Source organism: Candidatus Latescibacterota bacterium (genome assembly GCA_019038625.1).
GTDB lineage: Bacteria > Krumholzibacteriota > Krumholzibacteriia > Krumholzibacteriales > Krumholzibacteriaceae > JAGLYV01.
This window is the reverse complement of sequence record JAHOYU010000148.1, coordinates 1-13,815: the sequence shown is the minus strand read 5'-3', so window position 1 is coordinate 13,815 and position 13,815 is coordinate 1. Positions and strand designations below refer to the sequence as shown.

Below are 13,815 nucleotides of genomic sequence, written 5' to 3'. Positions count from 1 at the left end.
CTCCATGATCACCCGGCATCCCACCACCTGAAGGCCCATCCACACCTGTTTCAAGCACACCATCGTCGAAGACTCCCCTGGCCCCAGCCATGCCGTCCGCGCCGGCCGAAAGCTGCTCTTCAGAAGGCTTGTCTTCCTTGTCCCGCGCTGCTGCGATCCTCTCCTGCTCGGGGGGCGCCCAGTCGGAATCATAACTGAGACTACCCCTGAAATCCCTGCTCATATTGAGTGAAAAATTTGTTGAAAGAAATTTCCATTCGTAGGGATCGATCGTGTGATTGAGCCTCAATGAGACGATCCTGCCCAGAGCTGTGCTGATATTACTTCTGATCGTCGAGAACCTGTGGTCCTTGTCAGCCTTCGGATTGTAGCTACCGCTCATGTCCCAGGAGATGGCATTGTTCTTCTTTGCTTCCTGCCCGTTCTTCAGGTACTTCAGATCGATCACGTTCCTGACCGAATAGGTCACACTCTGCCTTTCGGTCTGGTTTGCCGTGAGCTTCGGAGTATACGAGTAATTCACGGTCGGATTGAACGTATGCCTTATTCCCCTGAGCGGGCCTATATTCGGATAGAACGTGCCATAGAGGCTGGTACCTATTCCCGTTGAAAATGACATGCCGACCTCGTTCTTGTACGAAGTATCTACTACAGGCCCCGTCATGTTCGTCCCTGTCTTATACTCTCCGGGCATCATTCCTATTGTCGTGTATATTGTGTTCCCTGGATCGGTCAGGCGGAGCGAGGTCGAGGTTCCGTAGCCATTTGATGAAAACGTGAAATATCCGCTGTCAGCCGCCGTCTCCACAAAGGTGACATCGACACTCTGGCCTGAAGATGCCAGAGCGTTGCCTATCGAGGTGGCCAGAGACGAAAGGTCGAAAGATGAAAGACAGTCCTGGTCGGGAACGGTTACCAACGGCCCGGCTACTCCGTCTACTTCGATTTGAAGAGCATTATTGGTTCCGTCGATGTACAGAGGTACAGTGACGATATTCCCCGTGATGATCGCCGGACCCGCATCGACGATGAGACTCTCGTTTATATCGTCATAAAGTATGTCCATAAAGTTCCAGTTGAGACTCACTCTTGGCGAAAGGTTCAGAAACATCAGTTTGTGCTGCTGGCTGAACGAAGTTCCGGAGCTGGCCGATATCTTCCCCTTTTTTCTCGCCATACTCTCTTCCATCGTGATCGTGCTCTTCAGGTTCGGGGCGAGTGTTACACTCCTGAGTACCTTCTCCAGTCTGCCGCGTTCGGCTTCCTTGTGTTTTTCTCCGAACCAGAGCGACGTTCTGGGCAGATTGAGACTGAGAGAGGGCAGGGTCATGGACACTCTGTTCTCATATGGATTATCCTCGCTGACATTCAGCTTCTGGTCGCGCCTCGCGGAGAGGCTGAGGCTGGTCCCCCCCCAGCTTTTCCTGAAGCTGGCCGTCGAATATATCCTGCGGTCTATGATCCTCTGAACGTCCTCGGCACTGTATACAGACGACTGAGCCTCGTCGCTACTGACGAAACGAAGATCCGCGGACAGAGATGTTTTCCTGCCGAATTTCTGATTGTGCCTGGCCTTGATCGTCCATTCGTTTGCTTTTGTCCTGAAATTTCTGAAGTAGTTAAAATTAACGTTTCCGTCCAGCGAGTATCTCAACTTGTATCGGTTATCGACGAGAAAACGAAAGTTCAGGTTTTCGTTGAAGTCGGTCTTGAAGACGAAATCCGTATAGTCGTTTGTCGCCCAGTAATAACCCAGCCCCCTGATGAATCTTCCGTCGCGGCTGTTGATACCGACATCGAAATTCGGCCTTATCAGGCCCGAATGCCTGTCACGCCTGAGCGAATTGGCCAGGAAGGGAAGATAGAACACCGGTATCTCTCCGATATACAGCTTGATCGGTCCGGAGATGATCTTGTCGCCTATATAGATCTTCATCTTCCCCGCTCTCATCGAATAATGGGGATGCTTCAGATCGCAGGTAGTATATGTCGAGTTATATACCTTCAGGATCTTGTCGCCATCCTTGAAGATATGTTCTCCGCGGAAGTACCCGGTATCGTAATGGGTCGAGCCCCCTACGACCAGACCTCCCTCCGAATCCATGTCGTACCCCATCGACTCCCCGAACATCTCCTGCCCACTCTCTTCCAGTACGGGATCGCCCTCCGCGTCGAGGACGTTCAATCTCGAATTGAACTTGATATGATCCGCCTTGAGCGACTTGTTCTGATAATCGAGTACCGATTCCCCTTTGAGGACTATATCCTCCACTTCAGCGAAATACTCTATCTGCTTCGCCTTGTAGACCACCCTTTCGGCACTGGTGGAGAAGGACCTGTAGGCCAGAGTCGTATCGATCACCGATGACAGCGAATCGATAGTCTCTCCAGGTTGGAGATTGACGTAGTTGTATACTCCCTCCGATTTCCCCGAGATCCTGACATAACTCAGATCGGCCCCGGCGAACCTGAAATACATGCTGTCACCACTGGAGTAGTTGTTGGAGACCTTGCGTTCGTCACCCTCATATGGATAATACATCGCCTTCGCGCCACCGAACACCTTGACCGAGTCGACCTCGTCGTCGGACATGTAGATGATCAGTGAATCGCCATCGAGCCAGGAGTCTTCCCTCCAGGGCGAACCGTGCGATGGAGCATCGGTCAGTCTTCCGCCTTCCGGAAGGACCACTCTTTCGACACCCTGTTCGTTGTAGTAGAGAACGGCCCTCTTGCCGCTCATACCTGCGGAGCCACTTCTGGCAAATGGATCGCCGAAAAGTTCCATGTAATCATCGTCGTTATGGATGACCGCAGAATCGCATGTCGACCTGGTCTCTCCCTTCACCATCCTCACATCTCCCACAGCGATCCCGGTCGATGAATCCATATTGAAATGCATCAGACGGCTGACGACCCTCCCCTGCTCTTCAGACCTGTCGTCGAAGACAAGCACCGGGTCCAGGTCCATAATCGCCTCTTTTGTATTTCTGAAAAATTTCGCGTGCCTGCCTGATATCGAGTAATCCTCCATCTGGTCGATGAGGACCACCTGGCCTGTGGCGTCAGCTATTTCCGTGTTTCGATCATAATAGATACTGTCCGCGTACATCACTCTGGTCTCATCCGACATCCTGACATGTCCGGTGAGGATGACGATGGCCCTGTCCCTGTCGTAACTGGCCCTGTCGCAGATTATCTCCATCCCCTCATCGAGGATACGGACCTTATCTTCTATCACCATGGTATTGGTGAATCCGAAATACTCGCCGGTCTTGCCATACATGTCCATGGTACCGTCATGGCCGTGGACGTTTCCGATAAGTATCGTATGCCTGTTTGCCCGGTAATCCTTTCCGTCGTCACTCGTGATCCAGGCGGTCTGATGATCGATCCTGACGTTGCCGTCGAGATAGGACACCTCGACACCATTTTCAAGCCTCAACCTGTAGGTGTCGGCTTTGACCCTGTATACGGTGGAATCCGCCAGCGCCTGGTCGCTTTCGCGCGCGTCCATCGGTCCCCGTGCCGCAGTCTGGAGGGGGCCCGACAGGATAACTGCCAGAAGGCATATGGTTATCAAGATTCTTCCGATCAATCCACTTCCCCGTCAACAGGTCTCTTCGTTTCTCTTCTTCCTGCATTCATCAGACCTGCCTCGGCAGCCGCAAGCATAGCCACCCCAGAGAAAGACGCGGCATTACCAAGTACGGCAGGTACCACGTCTACATCCCGCAGGATGTCTCCCATCAGATGTTTTTTCATCGATTCCCTGGCCGGCCCCAGCATCATCTCTCCGGCTCCCGCGACCCCACCCCCGATCGCGATCCTGTCGGGGTTGAGAATATGAACAATATTGGCAAGCCCTATCCCAAGGTAACGTCCGGTCTCCTCGAAGGTCTCGATCGCGGCCACGTCACCCCTTGCAGCTGCCTCATATATTTCTTTCACCGAATGATCTTTTCCACCCGCCAGCAAGCTTTCTGTACCGGAAGACTTCCGCGTGGCCCGGGCCCTTATCGCCGGAGATCCGATCAGAGCCTCAAGACAACCCCGGCTTCCGCAGGCACACCGGGGGCCGTCTGCGAGGATCACATGATGGCCGATCTCCCCGGCCAACCCACTGGCACCCCGATAGAGTGATCCGTCCAGGACTATCCCGCCCCCCACACCTGTGCCCAGCGTCAGAGCCACAAAGGAAGAAGTACCCCTGCCCGACCCGAAAAGATACTCTCCCCAGACGGCGGCGTTCACGTCGTTTTCCACGGTCACTGACATTCCCAGCTTCTCACCGAATATCTTCCCCAGCGGAACATCGGTCCAGCCTTCCAGATTCGGGGAATTATAGAGAAATCCCCTGCTGCTGTCGACAAGTCCCGCGCAGCCGAGGCCCGCCACACTGACCGGAGGGTTTCCGGCAAGGTTCTCCTTATACCAGTCCCTCACTCTCCCGGCCAGGGCATCCGGCCCTTCCCCGGGCTTCGTTTCGATAGTCCCGCGGCTTTCTATACTGCCGTCGACCGATACGATCCCTGTCTTTACGTCAGTACCGCCTATGTCGATCCCGAGTATCCTATCCATCAGGTATCCTTTCGATGACTCTGGCATCTCTCAGAGAAATCTTGCCGCCTCTTCGACAGTATGGTGCGAACCGGTGACAAGCAGGATATCGTCTTCATCCATATCATTCATAATAGTATCCAGAGCTTCTTTCATCCCTCCTGCTTCCAGGACTTCAGCGGGACTATCTCCATGGTTGCCAGAGAACATCCCGGCCGCCTTCCTGAATTCCTCCGCGAGGGCTCCACCGACAGCGCCTCCCTCGCTCTCCAGAGTGACCGCCACTATCCTTCTTGACGAACCGACAGCTACGGACGGAAAACGACCAAGCTCCTTGCGGGCCATCAGTCCGATCAGTATAACGCACCTGGAGGCCGGGGCGAAACGATTCAATGTCGAAAGTGCCGCGATAAGCGACTCCTCATTATGTGATACGTCCAGAACGATCCTGGGTCTCCCCGGAAGCACCTGGAACCGGCCCGGCAAAAAAGCTTTTTTCACTCCTTCGAGGATCGCTTCCCTGTCGATCGAGGGAAAGCGTCCGGCCATGATCTCGGCACACCTTATCGCCGTTGTGGCATTTTCCATCTGAACACGACCTGTCATCCCGGTCGAGACGACACCGTAGTCCCTGGCCCTCGTCTCGAGGAAAAAATCCGTGGAAGATATACCTGTCGAATGCAGTCTTCGTCGACGCCACGACCTGGCGTCGACCCAAGGGATATCTTCACCGGCGCACCAGTCTCTCGCCTGCTCTGAAAGGTTGCGGGAATCGAGATTAGTGATCAGGGGGACTCCCTTCCTAGCTATCCCGAGTTTTTCCCGGAGGATCTTTTTTCTGCTTTGGCCGAGGTGCTGCATGTGATCCTTTGATATCCCCGTTATCACCGTGATCACCGCGTTGACCAGCCTTGTGGCATCGAGACGTCCGCCCAGGCCTACTTCGAATACCGAGACATCGACATTCTCTCTCATGAAATGGATGGCAGCCGCAGCGGTCACTCCCTCGAAAAATGTAAAGGGTGAATCATCGAAATACTCCCTCAACTCACCAAGTATCGAATCGAGGACCGCCGAGGGTATCTCCTCGCCATCGATCCTTATCCTTTCATTTATCCTGAAAAGATGGGGCGAATAAAACGATCCCGTTTTCAGTCCTGCCTGCCGGAGTATCGATGAGACGCAGGTCGTGACCGAGCCCTTTCCATTCGTGCCTGCCACGAGGACCGACGGGACCGCCATCTGCGGATCACCGGTGCTCCGCAGCAGGTCCGTAATATTCTCAAGGCCCAGCTTCATCGTAGTGGGCCTGAGTGAGAAAAGGAATTCTATGTTTGAATAGGGGCTTGCCCTACCAGATGAGTGAGATAGTCTTGCGGTCATTCTCCTGATTATCTTCCTCCACCCGGGCGGTTGCACCGCTCATAAGGCTGTCTAGAATATAGACAAGAGTCGCTTTCAACTTCTGGCGGCTGGCTACAATATCTATCATACCGTGATCGAGCAGAAACTCGGAGCGCTGGAAACCCTCGGGAAGTTCTTCGCCCGTTGTCTCCCTGATGACCCTTGGTCCCGCGAAACCTATCATCGCTTTCGGTTCAGCGATTATTATATCACCCTGGAACGCGAATGAGGCTGCTACTCCCCCCGTCGTGGGATTTGTGAGTATGGCTATGTACGGCAGCCGCGCGCGCGACAAGCTCGCGATGGCGGCAGAGGTCTTCGACATCTGCATGAGGGACAGGATCGATTCCTGCATCCTCGCCCCCCCTGAGGCCGTAACGATCACCAGGGGACGCCTTTCCTCGACCGCTTTTTTCACCGCTCTTACTATCTTCTCGCCGACCACAGACCCCATACTTCCACCCATGAAGGAAAAATCCATAATAGCCAGGACTGCGGGACGTCCGCCTATTTCAGCTGTCCCAGTCATTATTGCGGAATTTCTGCCTGTCTTCTTGACGGCGGCCTTGATCCGGTCCCTGTATTTCTTGCTGTCCTTGAATTCGAGGGGATCACCGGAGACTATCGCAGTATCCATCTCGGAGAAGGTAGAGTCATCGGCAAGGATGTCCAGATAGGTCGGAGCATTTATCCTGAAATGAAAATCGCATTTCTTGCAGACGGAAAGTTGCCGGTCCAGTTCTTTGCGGTAAAGTATCTCTCCGCATGAGGGGCACTTCTCCCACAGGCCGTCCGGAACGTCCTTTTTTCGCCAGGTCTTTATTCCCCGTTTGGCCCTTGTAAGCCAGCTCATATCGTCCACTCCCGGAGTCAGCCCTTTGAGACAGTCCCGGCCCGGTCAGATCATCCGGCCAGCCATCTTCTCCATATTACACATAACCTTACTATTGTCACTCAGAATCTAACACCTGGGCTGGAATGCAGAAAGCCTTTTTTCAGCGATTCCAGCCTTGTCATCCTTCCATTGCCTTCAGGATGGCAAGAAGAGATCCCACGCTTTTCTTTCCCGCCCTGACGACCGAATCGTGCCCGGTCCCGACAGCCGAGACATTCACCGTATGGTTGGTGATCCATGTAAGACAAGCCGCGTCCAACCCGACTTCCACAGCTGCAGCGAGCTCCGGAAGGGGGGACATCGTCGCGGCTGATGCTCCCAGCCTCTCGAGCATCACCGCTTCTGCAGCCGTCTCATAATTCGGTCCGGTCGCCCAGAAAAGGACCCCGTCTCTCAGCTTGACCCCGGCAGTGGCAGCGGCCAACGCCACATTATCTCTCATGGCAACGGATATCAGGCTGGTGCGTATGCACATTCGACCTGCCGACGGTCCACTCCCGACATATCCGGGAGTACGACCGACCTTACCCTCCGCGGAGTCGAAAGTCCCATCCATTCCGTCCACGGACCGCGCTCCCCTGTAGGGAAGAGAGATGATATCGGTGGGCAGAAGCCACGATGCCACGGGAATCGAACGTTTCAGACTGCCCGCCGCCTGGGTGAGCAGTATACTCCGGCATCCGAGCCGGGCGGCTACGCGCACGACGGCCCCCGCCTGGCTCATATCGCCAGATTCGTAGAGGTGATTCCTCCCAGCGAAAAGTATTATGGATTCTCCGAAAAGATGGATATGACCAGGATGCCCTTTGACCGAAGGAGAGTGCAGGCCATCCACACAGTCGAAAGAGATCTGTTCCTCACATGGGAGCCGGGCCGCTGCGGCGGAAAGGCCGGACCCAAGCACGACGGCCAGACGGGGATGGAACCCCTTTCCAGCGAAACTGACCCTCAATTCCTCCGGACGGATACTCTCAGACAATTTCTTTCTCCAGGACAAGGGCGTCCTCACCACACTCGCTGTAGTAGCCCTTTCTGATTCCCACCTGCCTGAACCCCTGTTTTTCGTAGAACTTCTGAGCCCTGATGTTGCCCTCTCTCACTTCCAGAATTACCTTAAGACAACCTTGCTCCCGGCTTCTGACAATAGACTCTTCCAGCAGAATATCGGCGATTCCTCCACCACGGTGGTCGGGATCGACTCCTATGCTCAGGATATGCGCTTCCTCGAAACTGAACCACGTTATGATGTAGCCGCCTATCTTTCCATCCACCTCGTGTACGAGACATACCGAGACATCCTCCAGCCTGACCTGACAGAGGAACATATTCTCCGTCCATGGCATGGGGAAACATTTTTTTTCAAGTTCGAGAATCTCGGGAATATCTCCTTCTGTCATCTTCCTGATAGTACCGTCGCTCATCCCTGTCCTCCCCCTTCCCTCAACCTGCTGTCGGCGGGCAGTTTCGCGTCAGGAGGCCTGATATACACAGGTTCGACCCCGGCCAACTCCTCATACAGGACAGGTTCTCTTCGCCTGGCGATCATGGCCGTAACAGCAGCCGACGGGTCTCCCTTGATGGGATCGGCGAAACGACTGCCGACAGGCAGGACAGACTCCAGGACTTCTCTGTAGGCTTCCGTACCATTCCCACACAGGATGACTCTTTCGGTAACCCCACCTTTAGCCAGCGTCTCCGCAGCTTCGCCGGGGCGTACGGCCAGCGGTGGTATCAATTCTTCAGGGTATCCGCTCGATGTATCGTATGCGCCGATATATATCTCGCCCCTTCTCGCGTCGAGAACTGGCACTACGGTCTCTGCGCAGTATGGAAATGCTCCCGCAATCGATTCGAGACTGCCCACAAGGGCTACCGGGCGTTTCCGGATCGAGGCCAGCGCCTTGATCGTGGCAAGCCCGATACGGAGCCCTGTAAAGCTTCCAGGCCCTGTGACTACGGCAAATAGATCCATTTCGTCAAGATCCAGGCCAGCGGTCCTCACACATATGTCTATGGCAGGCATAAGGGTGGCCGAATGGGTGTCACTCGCGTCAAAAAGCAGCTCACAGAACGTGTGATCACCTCTTGCAATCGCCACACTACCTTTTAACCTGGAAGTATCCAGAGCCAGTATCAGTCTTTCATCCATCAACCGGGGGCACCCCGCATTCTGTCCAGGAGGCCGGAAGGCCCCTCGATCTCGATCTTCCGCTCCGATCCGGACACTATCTCTATCCGCACCCGGACATCGAATATATTCTCGCCACCCGGCAGCCTGTCTCCCCATTCGACCATCACGATGTTTCTGCCGTCTATGGCGTCGTAAAATCCTATCTTCTCGACTTCTTCCAGTTTCTCGAGCCTGTAGAGATCGAAATGGAAAAGAGGGATCTCTCCCCTGTACTCCTCGACCAGTATAAAGGTAGGGCTGAGTACCTCCGCGTCAATGCCCAAACCCCTGGCCACACCCTTTACAAAACAGGTCTTGCCGGCACCGAGCCCACCCTCGAGAGAGATCGCCGTCCCGCCTGGGACAGCTCGGCCGAACGATTCTCCAAGCGCGCGGGTACTTTCTTCATCCGCGGTCTCGAAGACGGCGGAAGACAAGTCACCTGTCGATCTTTCCAAACTCACCATACTTTCTGCTCCGGTCCGGTCACTATCCGTTCCAGAACGCCGCTTTTATCTGGGAAGCAGGGTAATACATGGAACAATGTTCTCTTCAAGAGATATTCCACCATGCTGAAAAGTTCCCTGATACTGTCTTTCGTATTCATGAAAACGAGTCGGGTAAACGAAATAGTAGTTCTCTTTCGCGATGATATAATTCTTCGATGGACTCTCTGCCGGCAGCCGGTAGTCCAGAGGGTTACGGATCATCAGGGTCTGCTTCGGATCTCCGTTGATATTCTCTCCGAACTTGTACCTGAGGTTGCTCGACGTCTCCCTGTTGCCGTGTACCAGACTCGCCTTCTGGCCAAGCACGGATCCATGGTCGGTAGTAATTACCGCGATGGCATCATGCCTGGATATCTGTTTGAGGATCTCATACAGGGCCGAATGGGTGAACCAGGACCGCATCAGCGATCGGAATGCCCTTTCGTCCGGCGCGATCTCCTGGAGGATCTCGCTCTGGCTTCTACCGTGAGCCAGGATATCGAGAAAATTGAACACCATCGCGACAAAATCGATATTCCTGTAACTGTTCACCTGTTTTCTGATCTCGTTGGCCTCTTCGGTCTCGTAGATCTTTATATATTTGTTCGAAAGGTTTCCAAATCCTGCCCGACGAAGCTGTTCCTGCATCAATTCCTGTTCGTACCTGTTCTTGCTGAACTCATCCCGTGATCTCTCGAGCCAGTAATCGGGATATTTTTTCTGTATATCGAGAGGGTACAATCCCGAAAATATCGAATTCCTCGCGTATGGAGTGGCAGTCGGCACAATAGCGATGTAGCTGTCCCTCTGGATATTGAAATACGGAGTGAGAAGATCCTCGATTGTCAGCCACTGATCCAGCCTCATACAGTCGATGACGATGAAGTAGACTTTTTTTCTTTCTCTGAGATGTGGAAAGACAAACTGTCTGAATACATCTGGACTCATGTGCGGCTCGCTGTCCGAATTGATCCAGTCCCGGTAGTTCTCTTCAAAATAGCTTCCGAACTCGAAATTGCATTTCTTTCTCAGGTCCAGATGGATCTGGTCCATACCAGTCGAGTTGAACTTGTCGAATTCTATGTCCCACTGGGAAAGATCGAAGTGTATCTGGGTCCATTCTTTCAAGTCCGGACGGGAAGATACCTTCTCGTCTATCCGGCTGAATACCTGGAGGTAGTCCTTACTGACCGCACCCTCCTGTATCTTGTGAGCCTCGAGTAATCGTTTGACTGCGGAGAATATCTGCAGGGGATTGATCGGTTTCAAAAGATAGTCGTCTATCTTCATACCGATAGCCTGTTCCATCAGACCTTCTTCTTCGTTTTTCGTGATCATGATCACTGGAATGCTCGCCACGATCTCCTTGATCTCCTGAAGAGTCTCGAGGCCGCTTTTTCCGGGCATCGTCTCGTCGAGTAGCACGAGATCGAAAATTTCCGATTTAAGGACCTTGAGCGCCTCGTCTCCGCTGGAGACTCCCTTTACAGAGTATCCTTTATCCTTGAGAAAGATCTGGTGGGACCGGAGCATGTCTATCTCGTCGTCCACCCACAGTATCTTCTTTTCCTTCAATTTCGTCTCACTTCCCTGGCATCAGTTGACTTCCCAAGCGTCAGTCAACGGGAAAAGTCATCAGGAATTCAGTGCCATGATCGGGCTGTGTCTGAACGATCCTGATCGTGCCCCCATGGATCTCTTCTACGATCCTTTTTACGAGAGCCAGCCCCAGCCCCCATCCTCGTTTCTTTGTCGTGATCCCCGGATCGAACGCCCTTCTCTTCAACCAACTCGTCATACCCTTACCATTATCAGAAAACCTGATCTCGATACGGTTTTCGTTCGGGTTCATGACAGCCCTTATATGAATTTTCCCATCCTTGCCCACAATAGCATCGAGAGAATTTTTTATAAGGTTTTCGAAGACCCAGCCAAGAAGGTCGGTGCTGCACCTGACAAGAGGCAACTCCTCTGCTTCCAGGTCGATCGTCGATTCGATCTTCAGCGCGGGACGTCTTCTTTCAAAATAGTCGACTGTTTCCCTGATAATGGCCACCATCTCCTGGTACTCAAGATCGGGCGCCGAGCCGATTTTCCCGAACCTCGACGAAATCCTGCTGAGCCTGTCCACATCAGCCTGTGCCTCGATAATCGCGCTCGACAGGCTCTCCGATGTTCCTGTCTTGTCAGCTTGATCTTTGATTATCGCGAGCCAACCCATGATCGAGGAGAGTGGAGTACCCAGTTGATGGGCAGTCTCCTTTGCCATCCCCACCCAGATAGAACGTTGTTCGCCTTTCTTCATCGTCCTGAACCCGAGAAAACCAAATAGAAGAAAGATGACCAGCACGATGAACTGGATGTACGGAGCGTATGCAAGCTCTCTGGTCAGACGGGAATGCCCGTAATGGATGATCAGGGAATAACCGGTCCCTTCGACGACGACCGGGCGGTTGATCCTGTCGAATTCCTTCGACATCCTGTATACCTTTTCCAGAACGGGGTCATCAGGATTTTCCGGATCGAAATCGATCCCGCGGGTATAATCTTCGTCGCCTCCCATCTCGATCCCGATCCCGTTCCATATCAGGGGACTGCCCTCTGCATCTGTGAGGATATATGGGGTGTCGATCGCACTCTGTATCTCTCTTAAGAAATCCTGGTGAGCCCGGTCCTCGTATTCTTCCAGCGTGATTCCAACAAAACGGGAAAACAGCTGGGTCGTACTTTCGGACTGCTCCTTCATCCTTCTGAGCAGACTGTTGTTGTGCAGGAGAGCGCTGGACACGAATATCACCGTGCCGACTATAAAATAGACCTTGAGAAGAAACGGAAGATTCCTCGGAATTCTCATCTTATCATCAAGCCTCAAGATATTCGATACCGCCCATAAACGGTATCAGTGCGGAAGGAACCCGGACCTTGCCGGTCGGAGTCTGGTTCATCTCGAGTATCGTGGCAATGATCCTCGGCAGGGCAAGCCCGGAACCGTTCAGGGTATGAACGAACTCCGGCTTTGCTCCTTTCTCTCTCCTGAACCTGATCCCGGCCCTTCTGGCCTGGAAATCCTCAAAATTGCTGCATGAGGACACCTCGAGCCATTTCTCCACTCCAGGAGCCCACGTCTCTATATCGTAACATTTGGCAGCCGCGAAGCTGAGGTCTCCGGTACAGAGCTCTATCACCCGGTATGGTATGTCGAGCACTTCGAGGACCTCGCAGGCGTCGCCGAGAAGTACTTCGAGATCGCCGTAGGAATTCTCGGGCAGGGCGTACCTCACCATTTCGACCTTGTCGAACTGATGCACCCTTGTCATCCCTCTTGTGTCCTGTCCATAACTTCCCGCCTCCCTCCGGAAACACGGAGTATAGGCAGTAAGCTTCATCGGAAGGATGTCACCTTCCAGAATAGTATCCCTGTACATATTCGTCACTGGTACTTCGGCAGTGGGTATCAGAAAGAGGTCGTCCCTTTCGCAGTGATACATGTCGTCCGCCATTTTTGGAAGCTGGCCTGTGCCGATCATCGAATCCCTGTTGACCATGAATGGTACCCAGAGTTCCTCGTACCCCTGTTTCCTGTGAATATCCAGGAAAAGATTGATCAGAGCCCTCGTGAGCAGCGCTCCGTTCCCCCTCAAAACAACAAACCCGCGACCTGAGACCAGGGCTCCCGCAGCCAGGTCGAGTATCCCCAGCTTCTCCCCTATTTCCCAGTGAGAGAGAGGTTTTTCAGGCATTTCAGGGATCTCTCCCCAACTTTTCACTACAGGGTTGTCCTCAGCGCCCTTTCCAAACGGAACCGATTCGTGAGGCAGATTGGGCATCGCCAGTGTCAGCCCGTCGATCTCTTCCGATATCGATTTAAGCGCCTCGTCGACTTCACGGATCCTGAGAGACGTGGCCTTCATGTTTTCTATGATCGAAGTCGCGTCCTTCTTTTCCTTTTTCAGTCTCGATATTTCATGCGATGCATCGTTTCTTTCGGCCTTGAGTTTTTCGGTCTCCTGGATAAGGTCGCGCATCTTTTCGTCTTTAGCGAGTAACTCGTCCAGGTCGAAATCGACATGCTTGCCCGCCATTCCCTTACGGACCCTCTCTGGATCCTTTCTCAATAGTTTTCTGTCAAGCATCGGTCTCTTCCCTGTTAGATCTTCCGATCAACACTTCCTGATCAATTGTTCTCCGCCCGCATCCAGCAACTGATTCACCAGTTTTCCCGCAGCGGCCTTCTCTTCACCCTTCCACCCTGTCATCATCCCCTCTATTCTCTTAGATCCGTCTTCGGCCACCAGGAC

At 53.4% G+C, this 13,815-nt stretch carries 11 protein-coding genes; all 11 read right to left on the bottom strand.

The annotated features are described in order from the left end of the window. Positions 1-3,598: hypothetical protein (locus tag KOO63_11395; GenBank protein MBU8922411.1), on the bottom strand; the 3,598-nt coding region annotated here is incomplete at its 3' end. Further along, complete coding sequence (locus KOO63_11390) at positions 3,595-4,581, bottom strand: ROK family protein (protein MBU8922410.1); 987 nt, start codon at positions 4,579-4,581, stop codon at positions 3,595-3,597. The genes KOO63_11390 and KOO63_11395, both read right to left, overlap by 4 nt. 30 nt (positions 4,582-4,611) lie before the next feature. Next, positions 4,612-5,943: a hypothetical protein gene (locus KOO63_11385; GenBank protein ID MBU8922409.1), complete on the bottom strand. Its 1,332-nt coding sequence runs from the start codon at positions 5,941-5,943 to the stop codon at positions 4,612-4,614. Continuing rightward, on the bottom strand, positions 5,912-6,817 hold the full coding sequence (gene accD / locus KOO63_11380; protein MBU8922408.1) for an acetyl-CoA carboxylase, carboxyltransferase subunit beta: 906 nt from the start codon (positions 6,815-6,817) through the stop codon (positions 5,912-5,914). The genes KOO63_11385 and accD overlap by 32 nt, the downstream gene beginning before the upstream one ends. Before the next feature lie 160 nt (positions 6,818-6,977). Next, positions 6,978-7,838 carry a hypothetical protein gene (locus KOO63_11375; protein ID MBU8922407.1) on the bottom strand — a complete coding sequence of 287 codons (861 nt, stop codon included), beginning with the start codon at positions 7,836-7,838 and terminating at the stop codon, positions 6,978-6,980. Then, complete coding sequence (rimI, locus tag KOO63_11370; protein MBU8922406.1) at positions 7,831-8,280, bottom strand: ribosomal protein S18-alanine N-acetyltransferase; 450 nt, start codon at positions 8,278-8,280, stop codon at positions 7,831-7,833. The genes KOO63_11375 and rimI overlap by 8 nt, the downstream gene beginning before the upstream one ends. After that, complete coding sequence (tsaB, locus tag KOO63_11365; protein MBU8922405.1) at positions 8,277-9,008, bottom strand: tRNA (adenosine(37)-N6)-threonylcarbamoyltransferase complex dimerization subunit type 1 TsaB; 732 nt, start codon at positions 9,006-9,008, stop codon at positions 8,277-8,279. Before tsaB ends, rimI begins: the two co-directional genes overlap by 4 nt. Then, positions 9,008-9,496: a tRNA (adenosine(37)-N6)-threonylcarbamoyltransferase complex ATPase subunit type 1 TsaE gene (gene tsaE, locus KOO63_11360; protein MBU8922404.1), complete on the bottom strand. Its 489-nt coding sequence runs from the start codon at positions 9,494-9,496 to the stop codon at positions 9,008-9,010. The genes tsaB and tsaE overlap by 1 nt, the downstream gene beginning before the upstream one ends. 45 nt (positions 9,497-9,541) lie before the next feature. After that, a complete protein-coding gene (locus tag KOO63_11355; GenBank protein MBU8922403.1) occupies positions 9,542-11,092 on the bottom strand; it encodes a bifunctional response regulator/alkaline phosphatase family protein in 1,551 nt (516 codons plus the stop codon). A gap of 40 nt (positions 11,093-11,132) precedes the next feature. Continuing rightward, complete coding sequence (locus KOO63_11350; protein ID MBU8922402.1) at positions 11,133-12,371, bottom strand: hypothetical protein; 1,239 nt, start codon at positions 12,369-12,371, stop codon at positions 11,133-11,135. Between the two features lie 7 nt (positions 12,372-12,378). After that, a complete protein-coding gene (serS, locus tag KOO63_11345; protein ID MBU8922401.1) occupies positions 12,379-13,650 on the bottom strand; it encodes a serine--tRNA ligase in 1,272 nt (423 codons plus the stop codon). Between the last annotated feature and the right edge of the window lie 165 nt (positions 13,651-13,815).

Coding starts and splice junctions, on each gene's coding strand:
- KOO63_11390 (MBU8922410.1), bottom strand. CDS start 4,581: ATGGATAGGATACTCGGGATCGACATAGGCGGTACTGACGTAAAGACA.
- KOO63_11385 (MBU8922409.1), bottom strand. CDS start 5,943: ATGACCGCAAGACTATCTCACTCATCTGGTAGGGCAAGCCCCTATTCA.
- accD (MBU8922408.1), bottom strand. CDS start 6,817: ATGAGCTGGCTTACAAGGGCCAAACGGGGAATAAAGACCTGGCGAAAA.
- rimI (MBU8922406.1), bottom strand. CDS start 8,280: ATGAGCGACGGTACTATCAGGAAGATGACAGAAGGAGATATTCCCGAG.
- tsaB (MBU8922405.1), bottom strand. CDS start 9,008: ATGGATGAAAGACTGATACTGGCTCTGGATACTTCCAGGTTAAAAGGT.
- tsaE (MBU8922404.1), bottom strand. CDS start 9,496: ATGGTGAGTTTGGAAAGATCGACAGGTGACTTGTCTTCCGCCGTCTTC.
- KOO63_11350 (MBU8922402.1), bottom strand. CDS start 12,371: ATGAGAATTCCGAGGAATCTTCCGTTTCTTCTCAAGGTCTATTTTATA.
- serS (MBU8922401.1), bottom strand. CDS start 13,650: ATGCTTGACAGAAAACTATTGAGAAAGGATCCAGAGAGGGTCCGTAAG.